At 64.7% G+C, this 14,706-nt stretch carries 11 protein-coding genes; 3 read left to right on the top strand and 8 right to left on the bottom strand.

All coding sequences use genetic code 11. From position 1 onward, the window contains the following. Positions 1-47: 47 nt before the first annotated feature. The 3 genes from ACSQ27_RS00540 to ACSQ27_RS00530 all read right to left on the bottom strand — a co-directional run bounded on the left by ACSQ27_RS00540 (position 48) and on the right by ACSQ27_RS00530 (position 1,800). Complete coding sequence (locus tag ACSQ27_RS00540) at positions 48-770, bottom strand: SIR2 family NAD-dependent protein deacylase (protein WP_436153533.1); 723 nt, start codon at positions 768-770, stop codon at positions 48-50. A gap of 70 nt (positions 771-840) precedes the next feature. Then, entirely contained in the window at positions 841-1,329 is a 489-nt protein-coding gene (locus tag ACSQ27_RS00535; protein WP_436153532.1) for a YfbM family protein, read from the bottom strand. A 96-nt stretch (positions 1,330-1,425) separates the two neighbouring features. After that, positions 1,426-1,800, bottom strand: coding sequence for a hypothetical protein (locus ACSQ27_RS00530; protein WP_436153531.1), 375 nt, complete (start codon positions 1,798-1,800; stop codon positions 1,426-1,428). Between the two features lie 263 nt (positions 1,801-2,063). On the opposite strand from ACSQ27_RS00530, the gene ACSQ27_RS00525 reads away from it, so the two are divergent. After that, positions 2,064-3,668, top strand: a complete 1,605-nt coding sequence (locus ACSQ27_RS00525) for a methyl-accepting chemotaxis protein (RefSeq protein ID WP_436153530.1) — start codon at positions 2,064-2,066, stop codon at positions 3,666-3,668. 17 nt (positions 3,669-3,685) lie between these two features. On the opposite strand, the gene ACSQ27_RS00520 is transcribed toward ACSQ27_RS00525, so the two are convergent. Then, on the bottom strand, positions 3,686-4,597 hold the full coding sequence (locus ACSQ27_RS00520) for an AraC family transcriptional regulator (RefSeq protein ID WP_436153529.1): 912 nt from the start codon (positions 4,595-4,597) through the stop codon (positions 3,686-3,688). A 115-nt stretch (positions 4,598-4,712) separates the two neighbouring features. Here ACSQ27_RS00520 and ACSQ27_RS00515 point away from each other — a divergent pair, with 115 nt between their 5' ends. After that, the gene (locus tag ACSQ27_RS00515; RefSeq protein ID WP_436153528.1) at positions 4,713-5,450 is read left to right on the top strand and encodes an SDR family oxidoreductase; all 738 of its coding nucleotides are present in this window, start codon (positions 4,713-4,715) and stop codon (positions 5,448-5,450) included. A gap of 127 nt (positions 5,451-5,577) precedes the next feature. Here ACSQ27_RS00515 and ACSQ27_RS00510 read toward each other — a convergent pair whose 3' ends face one another. The 4 genes from ACSQ27_RS00510 to ACSQ27_RS00495 form a co-directional block, all read right to left on the bottom strand. Then, positions 5,578-6,222, bottom strand: coding sequence for a hypothetical protein (locus ACSQ27_RS00510; protein ID WP_436153527.1), 645 nt, complete (start codon positions 6,220-6,222; stop codon positions 5,578-5,580). Positions 6,223-6,310: 88 nt separating this feature from the next. Continuing rightward, positions 6,311-7,303 (bottom strand): hypothetical protein, encoded by a 993-nt coding sequence (locus ACSQ27_RS00505; RefSeq protein ID WP_436153526.1) that lies wholly within the window; start codon positions 7,301-7,303, stop codon positions 6,311-6,313. 123 nt (positions 7,304-7,426) lie between these two features. Then, the gene (locus ACSQ27_RS00500; protein WP_436153525.1) at positions 7,427-7,891 is read right to left on the bottom strand and encodes a hypothetical protein; all 465 of its coding nucleotides are present in this window, start codon (positions 7,889-7,891) and stop codon (positions 7,427-7,429) included. A 69-nt stretch (positions 7,892-7,960) separates the two neighbouring features. Then, positions 7,961-8,395 carry a hypothetical protein gene (locus ACSQ27_RS00495; protein WP_436153524.1) on the bottom strand — a complete coding sequence of 145 codons (435 nt, stop codon included), beginning with the start codon at positions 8,393-8,395 and terminating at the stop codon, positions 7,961-7,963. A gap of 316 nt (positions 8,396-8,711) precedes the next feature. Between ACSQ27_RS00495 and ACSQ27_RS00490 the strand changes: the two genes are divergently transcribed. Continuing rightward, positions 8,712-14,678: an alpha-2-macroglobulin family protein gene (locus ACSQ27_RS00490; RefSeq protein ID WP_436153523.1), complete on the top strand. Its 5,967-nt coding sequence runs from the start codon at positions 8,712-8,714 to the stop codon at positions 14,676-14,678. The last annotated feature ends 28 nt before the right edge of the window (positions 14,679-14,706 follow it).

Below are 14,706 nucleotides of genomic sequence, written 5' to 3'. Positions count from 1 at the left end.
ACACGGTTCAGGCAAGGCGGCCGCCGGGCTTGCAGCTTTGCATGGGGTCATTCCCCCATCTCGCCAGCCTCTTTCAGCCACGTGGCCGCCAGGGTAGGCAGGATCTCCGTCGCCTTGCCCCGCAGGAAGCTAAATCCGTAGGGCAGTTTGTCGACCTCGAAGGAGACAAGCACTTTTTTGGCCCTGCCGCGAGCAGCCTTGACCAGCGAAGCGGCGGGGTAAACGGAGAGGGAGGTGCCTACCACCAGCACTCTTGCGGCAGTGGCGAGGTGCATGCGCGCCTCCTCGAAAAACCGCATCTCTTCCCCGAACCAGACGATGTCGGGCCTGAGCTGGGTGCCGTCTTCGCAGAGCTGGCCCATGGAAATGGGTTCGCCCTCAATCCGGTAGCGTTTGGGAGTGTCGGAGGTACCCCGCGCATAAGCCAGTTCGCCGTGCACGTGGATGACCTTGCTGGAGCCGGCCCGCTCGTGGAGCTCGTCGACGTTTTGTGTGATGACGACCACGTCGTAGGCGGCCTCGAGCGAGGCGATGGCCGCGTGCGCCGCGTTGGGTTTGGCCTGCCATGCCAGCAGCCTGCGCTCGTTGTAGAAGGCCAGCACTGATTCAGGACGCAGCTTCCAGCCTTCAGGGCTCGCCACTTCCTGCCACGAGAACGTCTTCCAGAGGCCGCCGGAGTCCCGGAAGGTCGGCAGGCCGCTTTCCGCACTGACCCCGGAGCCGGACAGGACGACAATTTTGTTGGCTTGGACCTCGGGTTTCATGGACATGGGTGTTCTAGGTCGGCAATCGCCCGTTTTCATGGGTCATTTCGTTGGAGAGCAAGGTCTCAGATTTGCATCACGATATGTACAGGAGCATGGCCGCCCCTTGCTCCGCGGCCTGCGCGAAGTATTCGCGCAGGGCTTCATAGTGATGCTTGATGTACGTTCGTTCCGTCTCATCGCCCACCCAGGGCTCGGGATAGATGTCGGCGTCTTTGACCCGTTGGCTGTCGAAACCACTCCACACATCATCGGCCGAAACCTTCGCCAGTGCCAATGACGATTCGCGAACTTCGGAAGCCAGCAGGTAGCGGAACGGCCCATAGCCGGCATCGGTGTCCGCCAATTCCGTGCCGCCAAGAATGACGTTACCCAGTGGCGGCTCCCCTCCCCATGCCTCGCCATTGAGCAGAAAGTGAATCAGGTGCCAAGACTTATCCAGATCCAGGGCGCCGGGATGCCGGTCATCTTCTGGATAGGCGAGTGCTATTGCCTCCTCCGGGTCTTCGATAACGGCGGCCAATTGGGCTTCTGACAACTTCAGGCAGTTTCCGATCATGGACATAGCGGTTTCATCTCCAGAAATTCAAGGGAAAGCGGTGGTGGCCCTCCCGCGGTCGTCTGCCGCGTGGAAGAGCCGGGCTCACCGATAAGCAGGAAATCAGTCACCGATCCGGCTCCAGCTTTCATAGGGAATCCTGTGCTCTTGAAGGAAGGCGGCGAGGCCCGCGGCAGCGGGACCCTCAAAACGGCTCTCGAGGGCGGCCATCAGGTCGGCGCTTGTATCGAGTGCCGCGGCCAGCTTTGGCAGGTCGGTGCGGGCAATGGTCCACGTCCATTCATATTCGCGATACCCAAACGCAGCCTCGACCGCATCGCCAAGGTCCTGGCCTTCGATGACCAGGTTTCCGTCGCTCGAATAAGTGGCACCGAGGTAGCGCAAGTTCCCTTCGCTTCGCTCGTCCCTGAGGATCGCGCGTGTTTGCGCTGTGGGCCTCAGGGCCCTGCGCAGCAGTGCGAGGAATGCGTTGAACATACGGTCTTCACTATAACTTTCAAGCTGAAAAATCCTGTGCGCAGGGGCAGGCGGTTTACCCGGCAGCACGGCGGGGCCGCAACAATGCGGCATCCGTACAACAGGGGCCAGGCGAAAAGCCGGCCTTCAAACTCCGCCGTGCCGGCTGGCCCAGCCTTGATGTGGATCAAGGCTCAAGCACCCCGCCCTCCGTAAACTTTTCGCATCGGACAGCGCCCCGAGGTGGAGCGCGCCGCCATGCCCCCCCAAAAAAAGGAAAGCCCGTGCGCAGCAATCTCCCGGTGACCGATGTCGAATACGCCATGCAGGACGGCAAGCCCATCGTCTCCAAGACCGACCTGAAAGGCAGGATCACCTACGTCAATCCCTACTTCGTCGAGGTCAGCGGCTACGCCGAGGAGGAGTTGCTGGGCGCGCCGCACAACCTGGTGCGCCACCCGGACATGCCGCCCGAAGCCTTTGCCGACCTGTGGGACACGCTCAAGGACGGCATCCCGTGGAACGGCGTGGTCAAGAACCGGCGCAAGAACGGCGACCACTACTGGGTCGCCGCCAACGTCACGCCGGTCATGGAGAACGGCCGGGCCACCGGCTATATGTCGGTGCGCAACAAGCCCAGCCGGGCGCAGGTCGAGGCGGCGGACCGGCTCTACCGCCGCATCATGGCCGGGCAGGCGGACGGCATCGCCCTGCGGCAGGGCCGGGCCGTGCGCACAGGCATGGCCGGCGCTTTTGCCGCGCTGAAAAATATGTCGATACGCGCGCGCATGGGCACTGCGCTGTTCGCGATGCTTGCGCTGTTTGCCGGCATGGGCTGGGCCGGCTTCACGGCATTGGACGGCGGTGTGGCCGCATGGTTTGCCGGCGCCGCCGCGCTGGGCGTGGCCGGCGCGCTGTGGACGGCTTATTCGCTGCACACCGGCATCGTGCTGCCGCTGCGCGCCGCCACCCAGGCCGCGCGCACCATCGCCGGCGGCGACCTGTCGGGCAAGCTGGAAACGCAGCGCGGCGACGACGTGGGCCAGCTGCTGCGCGCCCTGCAGCAGATGAACGTGAACCTGGTCGCCATCATCGGCGACGTGCGCGCCAACGTGGCGTCCATGGGCATCGCGACCAGCGAAATCGCCGCGGGCAACATGGATTTGTCGAGCCGCACCGAAACCCATGCCTCGAGCCTGGAGGAAACCGCCGCCAGCATGGAGCAGTTTTCCGCGACGGTGAAACAGAATGCCGACAGCGCGCTGGAGGCCAACCGGCTGGTGGTGTCGGCCTCCGAGGTCGCGGCCAGGGGCGGCGATGCGGTCGCCCGCGTGGGCGCGACCATGGACGACATCCACGATTCGGCGAACAGGATCGCGGGCATCATCGGCGTGATCGACGGCATCGCCTTCCAGACCAACCTCCTGGCCTTGAACGCGGCGGTAGAGGCCGCGCGCGCCGGGGAACAGGGCAAGGGCTTCGCGGTGGTGGCCTCGGAAGTGCGCAACCTCGCGCAGCGTTCGGCCGGCGCGGCCAGGGAAATCAAGACGCTGATAGGCGATTCGGTCAAAAAGGTGGAACTGGGCAACTGCCTGGTGAGCGAGGCGCGCCAGACCATGACGGAGATCATGCAGTCGGTGCAGGGCGTGACCACCATCATGGGCGAGATCACCGCCGCCAGCCGCGAGCAGAGCAGCGGCATAGACCAGGTCAACCAGGCGGTCTCGCACATGGACAAGGCCACACAGCAGAACGCGGCCCTGGTGGAGCAGGCCGCCGCGGCCGCGGCCAGCCTGGACGAGCAGTCGGTGCAGCTGTCGCGCGCAGTCTCGGTGTTCCAGCTGAGCCGGGACGCCGCGCGCACCGCCAGGCCGGCGCTGGCCGCCTGAGGGCCCCGCGGCAGGCGCTACAAAGCGGCAGGCGACAGCCGCCGCGCATACCGCCCGGGCGCCTGCCCCACATGCCGGCTGAAAGCCGTGCTGAAGGTACTGGCCGAGCTGTAGCCCACACGTTCGGCCACCTCGGCCATGGCAATGCCACCGCGGCTGAGCAGGTCTTTGGCGAGGGCCATGCGCCAGGCCAGCAGGTACTCCATGGGCGGCAGGCCGACGGCGCGCGAGAAGCGTTCGAAGAAGGCCGATCTCGACAGCGCCGCCTTCTTCGCGAGCTCCAGCACCGTCCAGGCGCGCGCGGGCTCGCCGTGCATGTGGCGCATCGCGGCGGCCAGCCGGCTGTCGGCCAGGGCGCGCAACAGGCCCGGCGGCGCGCCTTCGGTGGGCGCGCCGCGCAGCGCCTCGATGAGCAGCACCTCAATGAGTCGCCCCAGCACCAGTTCGCGGCCGGGCCGCTGTGCCGTGGACTCCTCCCTCACCAGTTGCACCAGCAGCGGTAGCCGCCCTATGCCGCGCACATGCAACACGGCCGGCAGCAGCGAGACCAGCAGGGCCGCATCGGGCGAATCAAACGCGAAGTAACCGCCCAGCATGCGCACGTCGGGTGGGCCCTGAGGATGGCCATGCCGAATTTCACCCTCGGGCGCGGGACCGGCCTTGGGATCGATAAAGATGGGAGCCGACGGCGCCACCCCGGACATCGTGAACCCGGGCGTGGCCGGCATCAGCAAAAAATCCCCGGCCGCCAGCGTGAGGGGCGGCTGCCCATCCACGGCCAGCACACATTCGCCCTCCAGCATGGTGCAGAAGCTGGGCTGGCCGAACGCGGAATAGCGCACAGCCCAGGCGCCGGCGCCGCTGATTACTTTCGAATACACCGCGCGCGGCTTCAGCAGCGTGATGACTTCTGCGAGTGGGTCGACCATGCCTGGACTCCTGCCAATTAATTACGGACTCATCATTGTAGTAAGTCCGTCCCTCAGCCGATATCGTTACGCCACCTTCAACCAAGCTTCCATCAACTCCCAAAGGAAACACACCATGAAAACCATTTTGATCACCGGCTGCTCCTCCGGCTACGGCCTGGAAACCGCGCGCCACTTCCACGCCCAGGGCTGGAAGGTCATCGCCACCATGCGGATGCCGCGCGAGGACCTGCTGCCGCGCTCGGAGCGCCTGCGCGTGCTGCCGCTGGACGTGACCCGGCCCGAGAGCATCGCCGCCGCGATCAAAGACGCCGGGCCCATCGATGTCCTGGTGAACAACGCCGGCCTGGGCCTCTTCGGCGCCTTCGAGGCAACGCCCATGGCCACCGTGCGCGAGATCTTCGAGACCAACACCTTCGGCATGATGGCCATGGCCCAGGCGGTGTTGCCGCAGTTCCGCACGCGCCGGGCCGGCCTGCTGGTCAACGTGACCTCGACGGTGACGCTGGCGCCCATGCCGCTGGTGGCCGCCTACACCGCGAGCAAAACAGCCATCACGGGTTTCACCGAGTCGCTCGCGCTGGAGCTGGCCCCCTTCAACATTGGCGTGAAGCTGGTCGAGCCGGGCTACGGGCCGGGCACGCGCTTCACGGCGAACGGGGCCGAGCGCATGCAGGGCCTGCTTCCCGAAGCCTATGCGCTGTTTGCGCAAGGCATTTTTGCGTCATTGGGAACGATGAGCGCGGTTACCACCGCGGCCGACGTGGCCGAGGCGGTGTGGCGCGCCGCAACCGATGGGAGCGCAACGATGCGCTACCCGGCAGGCGCCGATGCGCTCGCGCTTGCCCGGTAGTCCTGTTTTTAATCTGCGTAAATCTGCGAAATCTGCGGATGAATTCTTTATCCACAGGTTTCGCAGATTGACGCAGATAAAGAAACCATGATGTGAGGTCCTGTGTTCAGCAGGACGTTCACAGGCCCTAGCTGCAGCTGCTTCCCGCCTGGGACTTGCTGCGATCCACGAGCACCACGCCCTTGTCCAGCAAAGGCTTGACCTTTGCCATGAAGAGCGCCAGGTCTTGCGGCGTGTCATTCCCCGGCATCGACACTTCGAGAAGCCGGCCCTGGGGAAGCTGCCACTCCTCCACCTTGAACACACCGACGGTGACGCGTTTCATGCGATTCTTGCACCCCATCGATGTCGCACGCATGGCCTCGGGGAAATCGAGTACCTTCTTCTTCGCCTCGCGCTCGCAGGACACCGAATAGGCCCGGCTGGGTTGAAGCGTCTGGAGCACCGAGATGTCGGTCTCCACCTTGACGTTCGTATCTTTTCCCAAGGCGCAGGCAGCCTGGGTGTCAAAGCCGCTGCCGAAGGCTTGCGGGCTGCGGTATTTCAGTGTCAGTTCGACCTTGCCGTCGGACCGGGTCCGCCGCCTGCCGATCGCCGGCGGACTGGTGGGCACCGGAGGCGCCAGCACCGTGAAGTACTCCACCTCATACGCCGTGACTTTGCGGCTGCCCTCCAGGCCCATCAGCGTCACCGCGTCATCCGCGGAAACCGGCCCGCCGCTGCTCCAGCGCAACGCGAATTCCGCGCCGCCGGCCCATGAGAGCACAGGCATTAGCCAGCACAGCATGCAAGTACCGCGCACAAGGGACAGGCAAGCGCCGGCAAGCTTTGGATATTTTTTCATCACTGGTTCCTAATGGCTAAAACTGCCCTTTTTCCGTGCCATCGGTCCACGACTCCGGGGATGGCGTCCATTCCCCGGGCCCCAGCACAACCGCAGCGAGATCGTCCAGGCCCATGCCCAAAACCGTCTTCGCCGCCTCTTCCCCGCCGTCCTGGTAGTTCGCCGTTTCGCAGAAGCGCGTGAGCGCGTCGTAATCCTTGCCCAGCAGCTGCACCAGCAACCTGGCCAGTTCGTAGCTGAGGGCCTGGCCGTCGTCGGGCCGTATGAAGGACTTGCCGCTCCAGAACTCCTGGATCGTGGCGGCATTCCAGAAGCGGGTGAACAGGAACTCCAGTTCCTGCGGGCGGTACAGCGGGCGCGGCCGGACAAAACGGTGCTCGGTGTTGACGGCCAGCCCCTCGTTCAACCAGGCCGGAATCGGCAGGTGGCGAACCAGGCAATGGGTCATTTCGTGGATGACCACGGGTTCCATGGTGTCAAAAGCGCCCTGGGTGAACACGAAGTGGCCGTAGCCTGCGTCGATGAACATGCCGCTGCTGTGGGCCTCGGGCTGGGATGAGCCGCTGCCGTAATGCGAGATGTACTGGTAGTAGTTTTCTTCCTCGCCGAACACCATGACGACCGTCTTCCCATGGCCGTGGTCGGCAGCTATCCCGGGCAGCGTGGCAAGCACCCTCTTGCGTGAGCGCTCCAGGTAGTCCAGCAGCACGCGTGTCGCGCGCGGTTCCAGGACGGACAGCAGCATGAAGTTGGCCGATTCGGCACGCGTGTAGCGCTCATCCAGAGCGCTGCCCGTCGCATCCAGCCAGGCCGCCGCCCATCCGTTGGCGTGGCGATGCAGCGTGCCCTCGTCGCCATCCTCGGGCCAGGGCTGCTGCTGCCAGTCGGGGATGGGCAAATGGGTGCCGGCGCGCCACAGGATGTCGTGTGAAGGAAACGCCTCGCTCAATACCAGCTCGTTGTTTCCTGTCGCATCCGGTTCGCGTTTTCTTTTAAGCCACTGCAGCATGTCGAATCTCCCTGGCGAGATTCTGGCATCCCTTCGCCATCAGGGAATTCATGGGCCTGGGCTACTGGCGGCGTGCGGGTTCACTGGCATGTGGCAATGTGGGCTCCCAACAAATGTCCACAGCTACGCCTCGGCTTTGGGCCACGCCGAAGACAGCGGCTTTGCCTCTGGGTACGCCGCGGTGACCCGCTCTGCCTGCTGCTGCGAAATACCGATAAAGAGGGTGGCCGAACTGTCCCAGCATACGATCTCAAAAACCGCGCCCTGCAGTTGCGGCTGTACGTCCGGTGGTTGCCAGAATCTCGCATTACCGTCGGCAGACGGCGATAAGAGAACATCGAACCGCGTGCCCCGCGGCATTGCGCTGAAAACAGCCCATTCAAACTGAATGTCGTCGGCGAGCGCTCGAGAAAGTTCGTCGCCGCTCAGCCATCCATCGCCTTCGATGAGGACTGGAACAGGGATATTGGTCTCCACGTCGCTCACAAACCAGTCATAAGAACTTGCCTCAACAGCCATCGCTTTGAGGGTGGCGCGCATGTCCGTATAAAACGGCACGCTGTCGGAACTCTCGAGAAGAATATTCATACGCGTTGCCGCTGGTCATGTTGAATGTCTGCGTCGATTGGCACGCCACCTCGGCCGAATCGCGGTGGCTTAAATGGCTTCCAGCAAAGCATCGTCTCGTTTCCCTCCGCTGAGTTGCCTTATTTCTTCAATGAAATTGTCGAGCAATGCGGGCTCGGTTCTGAGATAAAGCGTCGCCTCGCTTGCCACATTTTTCTTCCCGAAATCCGCAAAATCGGATTGGCTTTTCACGGTGACGAAAAGAATTCCACGCTCCTGGAAGTGCAGGCGGGCATGAAATGCACCGCTGGCGTACTCAGGACCAAACGCGCCAAACATCACGTCATGAATTCCGCCGTGAACGTGGGTCTTGAACCGGTCCATATCTTTCACAAGGTCCATGAGTTGTTGATGGCCGACATAAACGTCATTGGTGAAAATTGAGTCCCCGTTTGAGACCTTGATTCTCAGTTCGACCATGTCATCGTCAAACCAGATTTTGGTGAAAGAAATGCCTGGTTTCATGCGTGAATCCGAATATGCAAGTTGAAGGCCAGGTATGGCCGCGAGCCGTCGCCTCTGGGGGCCGGGCTCGTCGCTTGTTTTGAATGGCTTTCACTATAGCCTGCACGCTGAACAGCCCATGCGTGTCCGCCGCTCGACAAGTGTCCGCAAACACAGACACCCGCCAAGGCCATGGCACGCGAAATAAAGGGGTAGAGGCCTGACCGGACGCAACCCGTCGCCCAACCGGCATTTTTCCCCGTCGCCGCTGCATTTTGTTACATACAAATCAGCTACGCTCTGGCTTCCCGAAGGAGAAGGAAACGTGAGCCAAAACATGAAAAAAGCCGCCCTGGCACTGATCGCGGCGGTATCGCTGCATGCCCATGCCCTGCAAATCATCAGCCTTTCGCCCCAGGGCGAGGTCGCGCGGGTGCGGCAGGTGGTCGCCAAGTTTGATGAGGGGGCCGTCAATTTCGGCGACCCGAAGGCGCCCGCGCCGCTGTCGCTGAGCTGCAGCGACGCGCAGGCCACCAAGGGCTCCGGCCGCTGGATCAGCGAGCGCGAATGGGCCTTCGAGTTCGAGAATGACCTGCCGCCGGGCGTGAACTGCGCGGTGAACGTGGTCGGCACCTTCAAGTCGCCCAAAAGCCAGCCGGTAAGCGGCCCTGCTTCCTACAAATTCAACACCGGCGGCCCCTTTGTCCAGAACCTGCGCCCCGGCACCTATGAGCGCATCGACGAAGAGCAGTATTTCCTGCTGCAGCTCAACGGCCCGGCCACGCTGCAAAGCATCCGTGAGAACGTCTGGTGTGCCGCCGAAGGCCTGGGCGAGCGTGTGCCCGTCAAGCTGATCGACGGCAAGGAGCGCGAAGAGCTGCTCAAGTCGCAAGGCCTGGACAAGGCCGCGGCCAAAGACCCGCTGCGCTACGTCACGCTGGCCTGCAACCGGCGCCTGACGTCGGCCACCAAGGTGCAGCTGGTCTATGGCAAGGGCGTGAGCACGCCCAGCGGCGTGCCCAACTCGGTCGAAAAACGCTACAACTTCCAGGTCCGCGAGCCCTTCTCGGCCAACTTCAGCTGCGAGCGCGAAAACGCCCAGTCGGCCTGCCTGCCGATGCGGCCCATGACCCTGAACTTCAACGCGCCGGTGCCGCGCAAGCTGGCCGAGGGCATCCGCCTTAAAGGTGACAAGGACACGCTGAAACCCTCTTTCGAGGACGGCAACAGCGACGGCGACAACGTGGTCACCAACCTCAGCTTCAAGCCCATCTTTCCGGAGCAGGCCCAGTTCTCACTGGAACTGCCCGGCAACTTCAAGGATGCCTCGGGCCGCACGCTGCGCAATGCCGACAGCTTTCCGCTGAAAGTGGCGACCGGCGCGATGCCGCCGCTGGCGAAGTTCGCCGCCTCGCCCTTCGGCATCGTCGAACGGTTTGCCGAACCCAACACCAAGCCGGGCGACCCGGCCCTGCTGCCGGTGACGCTGCGCAATGTGGAAGCAGCCCTGCAGGTCAAGGGACTGGTGCCGGGCGCCCCGGCCGGTAAGGTCAGCGACCTGCAGCCGCGCACCGACGCCGACATCATTGCCTGGTTCCGCAAGGTGCAGCGCTACGACGAGTACGAGGTCTCGCGCAAGCAGGCGGCCGCCGACGTCAAGGGCCCGCTGCCCAAGGCGCTCGATTCGCAGGGCAAGGACTATGTGCAGTCGCGCATGCTGTCGCTGCTGGGCGGCCAGGCCGGCGTGAAGACGCTGGACCTGCCCAAGCCCGTGGGCGGCGACCCGCGCCCCTTTGAGGTCGTCGGCATTCCGCTGGCACCCGGTTTTCACGTGGTGGAGATCGCCTCGCAGAAACTCGGCTCCTCGCTGCTGGACGATCGCCACGGCGCGAGCCGGACCATGTATGTGCGCACCTCGGCCCTGGTGACCAACCTGGGCGTGCATTTCAAGCTGGGCCGCGAGAACTCGCTGGCCTGGGTCACCACGCTGGACAAGGGCATGCCGGTGGCGGGCGCCACGGTGCGCGTCTCGGGCTGCAACGGTAGCGAAGTGGCCAAGGCCGTCACCAACGCCCAGGGTATCGCGAATTTCGCGGGCCTTTCTTCCGAGCCGCCGCGCTGCCCGGGCAATGACTCCAGCAATGCCTATTTCGTCAGTGCGCGCAGCACGGTGGCCGGTGTCGAAGACCTGGCCTTTACCTGGAGCGACTGGCACAGGGGCATAGAGCCCTGGCGCTTCAATGTGCCGACCAGCCGCAACCCCATGCCCGACGAGCGCGCGCACACGATTTTTGACCGCACCTTGCTGCGCGCCGGCGAAACGGTGTCGATGAAACATCTGCTGCGCACCGAAACCAGCAAGGGCTTCGGCCTGCCCGAGGGCACACCGGCCACGCTGGTCGTCACCCACGTGGGCAGCGGCCAGCAGTACACCCAGCCCATCAGCTGGCGCAAGACCGCCACCGGCGGCCTGAGCGCCGAGAACACCTTCGCCATCCCGCCGGCCGCCAAGCTCGGCGTCTACGAAGTGCAGCTGAAAGGCCAGAACGACAGCGGCAACGGCCGCGGCAATCGCGCCCGCAGCTTCACCAGCGGGCAGTTCCGTGTCGAGGAATTCCGCCTGCCGGTGCTCGAGGGGCGCATCAACCCGTCCGAGAAAAAAGCCCTGATCAACGTGAAGTCGGTGCCGACCGACGTGCAGATCAACTACGTCTCGGGTGGCGGCGCCGTCAACCTGCCGGTGCGCGTGTCGGCGCTGGTGCGCGCCAAATCGCTGAGCTACAGCGACTTTGAAGAATTCAACTTCATGCCGCCGCGCATCAACCGCGACTCGGCCGCCAGGGCGGACGACGAAGAAGCCACCTCCTCGCAAGACCAGCGCGTGATCGCCGACAAGCTGCCGCTGACGCTGGACCGCAACGGCGCGGGCAAGCTCACCATCAACGACATCCCCACGCACAGGCAGCCGCAGGAGCTGCTGATGGAAGCCACTTACGCCGACCCCAACGGCGAGGTGCAGACCATACGCAGCGTTTCCACCGTCTGGCCGGCCGCCGTGGTGGCGGGCATCAAGACCGAAGGCTGGGTGTCCTCCAGCCAGAAGATCAAGTTCCAGGCGCTGGCGCTGGACCTCACGGGCAAGGTCGCCCCGGACGTGTCGCTTGAGGTGAAAGCCGTGGCGCGCATCACCACCACCAGCCGCAAGCGCATGGTGGGCGGCTTCTACACCTACGACAACAAGACCGAGACCAAAGACCTCGGCAGCGTCTGCAGCGGCAAGAGCGATTCGCGCGGCCTGCTGCTGTGTGAGACCAAGCTCGGCGAGCCGGGTGAGGTCGAACTCATCGTGACCGCGAAAGACAAGGACGGCAACACCATACAGGCGGCCAGCAACGTCTACGTGACGCGCCAGGGCGAGCTCTGGTTCGGCGGCGAAGACCATGACCGCATGGACGTGCTGCCCGAAAAGAAAAGCTACCAGCCCGGCGAGATGGCCAAGTTCCAGGTGCGCATGCCCTTCCGCTTCGCCACCGCGCTGGTCGCGATTGAGCGCGAAGGCGTCATCGAGACGCAGGTGGTGCAGCTCAACGGCCAGGACCCTACGGTCAACCTGCAGATCAAGGAAGGCTGGGGCCCGAATGTCTACGTCAGCGTGCTGGCCCTGCGCGGCCGGCTGCGCGAGGTGCCCTGGTACAGCTTCTTCACCTGGGGCTACAAGGCGCCGCGTGAATGGTGGACCTCCTTCTGGTACGAGGGCCGCGAATACGTGGCGCCCACCGCGCTGGTGGACTTGAGCAAACCGGCCTACCGCCTGGGTGTGGCCGAAATCCGCGTGGGCACCAAGGCCCACCAGCTCGACGTGAGCGTGAAGGCCGACAAGGAAAGCTATGCCGTGCGCGGCCAGGCGAAGGTCACCATCACGGCCAAACTGCCCAACGGCCAGCCGGCCGCCAATGCCGAAGTGGCGCTGGCCGCGGTGGACCAGGCACTGCTGGAGCTGATGCCCAACGACAGCTGGGACTTGCTGGGCGCGATGCTGCAGCGCCGCTCCTGGGGCGTCGAAACCTCGACCGCGCAGATGGAAATCATCGGCCGCAGGCACTACGGCCGCAAAGCCGTGGCGGCCGGCGGCGGCGGCGGGCGCAGCAACACGCGCGAACTGCTGGACACCCTGCTGCTGTGGAACCCGAATGTGGTGCTGGACGCCAAGGGCCAGGCCGTGGTGACGGTGCCGCTCAATGATGCGCTGACCACCTTCAAGATCGTCGCGGTGGCCGACGCCGGCACCGGCCTGTTCGGCACCGGCCAGACCTCTATCCGCGCGACGCAAGACCTGCAGATCATCAGCGGCCTGCCGCCGCTGGTGCGCGAGGACGACCAGTTCCGCGCGCAGCTGACCCTGCGCAACACCACCAAGGCCGCGATGAAGGTCGAAGTGAGCCCGCGCGCCACGTTGCTCGACCTGAAACCGCAGACCGTGGACATCCCGGCCGGTGAAGCGCGCGAAGTGGCCTGGATGGTCACTGCGCCTGCGCAGCTGGCGTTCACGCGCGCCGAGGCCATCCTGTGGGAGATCGAGGCGAAGGACACGATCACCGGCGCGCGCGACGGCCTCAAGGCACGCCAGCGCATCATCCCGGCCGTTCCGCTGACGGTGCAGCAGGCCACGCTGGTGCAGGTCGACGGCAGCTTCACGCTGGACGTGAACCCGCCGGCCGACGCCCTGCCCGGCCGCGGCGGCCTGAAAATGTCGCTGCAGCCCAAGCTGGCCGAAGGCATGGACGGCGTGCGCGATTATTTCGCGATGTACCCCTTCATCTGCCTGGAGCAAAAGACCAGCAAGTCGGTGGGCCTGCGCGACGCCAAGCTGTGGCAGACCGTGCTGGCGCAACTGCCCAGCTACCTCGACAGCGACGGCCTGGCCAACTACTTCCCGCCGCGCGACGGCGAAGCCAATCGCGGCAGCGATGCGCTGACGGCCTACCTGCTGGCCGCCACGCATGAGGCATCCGGCATCAACCCGGCCTTTGCCTTGCCCGACGACGCGCGCGCGCCCATGGAGCGCGGCCTGATCGCCTTCGTGGAAGGCCGCATCCAGCGCGAGTTCTGGAGCCCGCGCAAGGACCTGGATGTGCGCAAGCTGGCCGCGCTGGAAGCGCTGTCGCGCTACGGCAAGGCGCAGGGCCGCATGCTGGGCAGCATCACCATCGCGCCCAACCAGTGGCCCACCCATGCGGTGATCGACTGGCTCAACATCCTCAAACGTGTGGCCGACGTGCCGCAGCGCGAGCAGCGCATCGCCGAAGCCAACCAGGTGCTGCGTTCGCGCCTGTCCTTCCAGGGCACCAAGCTGGTCTTCAGCACCGAGAAGGACGACTACTGGTGGTGGCTGATGACCAACGGCGACGTCAACACCGCGCGCCTGATGCTGGCCGTGATGGACGACCCGGCCTGGAAGGACGACATGGGCCGGCTGGCCAACGGCTTTATCGCGCGCCAGCAAAAGGGCGCCTGGCACACCACCACGGCCAACCTCTGGGGCGGCCTGGCACTCGACAAGTTCTCGGCCAAGTTTGAAGCCACGCCGGTGGCCGGCGTGACCAAGGCGACGCTGGCAGCCGCCGCGGCCAGTGTGGCGAGTGTGGACTGGGCCAAGGTCGACCGCGTCAAGCCCACCGACGCGGCCGGCGCGCCCAACCAGACCACCTTCTTCGGCGCGCCGGCCGCACCCGGCAACCTGCGCAACAACAGCATGTTCCTGCCCTGGGGCACGGCCCCCAAGGACACGCTGACGGTGACGCACCAAGGCCCGGGCAAGCCATGGCTCACGCTGCAATCGATCGCGGCCGTGCAGCTCAAGGAGCCTTTCAACGCCGGCTACCAGATCAAGAAAACCATCACGCCCGTGGAGCAGGCCGTCAAAGGCATCTACACGCGCGGCGACGTGGTCCGCATCACGCTGGAAGTCAACGCCAGCGCGGACATGACCTGGGTGGTGATCAGCGACCCGGTGCCCGGCGGTGCGACGATTCTCGGCGGCGGCCTGGGCCGCGATTCCGAAATCGCGACCGGCGGCGAGAAGAAAACCGGCGCGGGCTGGCCTGCGTTCGAAGAGCGCAGCTTCGAGGCCTTCCGCAGCTATTACGAATACCTGCCCAAGGGCGTGGTGAAGATGGAATACACGGTGCGCCTGAACAACGTCGGCGATTTCGCGCTGCCGCCGAGCCGCGTGGAAGCCATGTATGCGCCCGAGATGTTTGGCGAGTTTCCGAATCCGCGGGTGAAGGTGGAGGCGGCGAAGTAAAAGAGCGTTCCAAAAAACTTTTATCCGC

The organism is Polaromonas sp. LjRoot131 (assembly GCF_964252805.1).
In the GTDB taxonomy this organism is placed as follows: Bacteria; Pseudomonadota; Gammaproteobacteria; order Burkholderiales; family Burkholderiaceae_C; genus Polaromonas.
Note: the sequence above shows the minus strand (reverse complement) of the source record. Positions and strands in the feature narration are given on the sequence as shown.

Bases quoted from the DNA above. Each gene is read 5' to 3' on its own strand.
- ACSQ27_RS00540 (WP_436153533.1), bottom strand. From the start codon at position 770: ATGTCCATGAAACCCGAGGTCCAAGCCAACAAAATTGTCGTCCTGTCC.
- ACSQ27_RS00535 (WP_436153532.1), bottom strand. From the start codon at position 1,329: ATGTCCATGATCGGAAACTGCCTGAAGTTGTCAGAAGCCCAATTGGCC.
- ACSQ27_RS00530 (WP_436153531.1), bottom strand. From the start codon at position 1,800: ATGTTCAACGCATTCCTCGCACTGCTGCGCAGGGCCCTGAGGCCCACA.
- ACSQ27_RS00520 (WP_436153529.1), bottom strand. From the start codon at position 4,597: ATGGTCGACCCACTCGCAGAAGTCATCACGCTGCTGAAGCCGCGCGCG.
- ACSQ27_RS00515 (WP_436153528.1), top strand. From the start codon at position 4,713: ATGAAAACCATTTTGATCACCGGCTGCTCCTCCGGCTACGGCCTGGAA.
- ACSQ27_RS00510 (WP_436153527.1), bottom strand. From the start codon at position 6,222: ATGCCTGTGCTCTCATGGGCCGGCGGCGCGGAATTCGCGTTGCGCTGG.
- ACSQ27_RS00505 (WP_436153526.1), bottom strand. From the start codon at position 7,303: ATGCTGCAGTGGCTTAAAAGAAAACGCGAACCGGATGCGACAGGAAAC.
- ACSQ27_RS00500 (WP_436153525.1), bottom strand. From the start codon at position 7,891: ATGAATATTCTTCTCGAGAGTTCCGACAGCGTGCCGTTTTATACGGAC.
- ACSQ27_RS00495 (WP_436153524.1), bottom strand. From the start codon at position 8,395: ATGAAACCAGGCATTTCTTTCACCAAAATCTGGTTTGACGATGACATG.
- ACSQ27_RS00490 (WP_436153523.1), top strand. From the start codon at position 8,712: ATGAAAAAAGCCGCCCTGGCACTGATCGCGGCGGTATCGCTGCATGCC.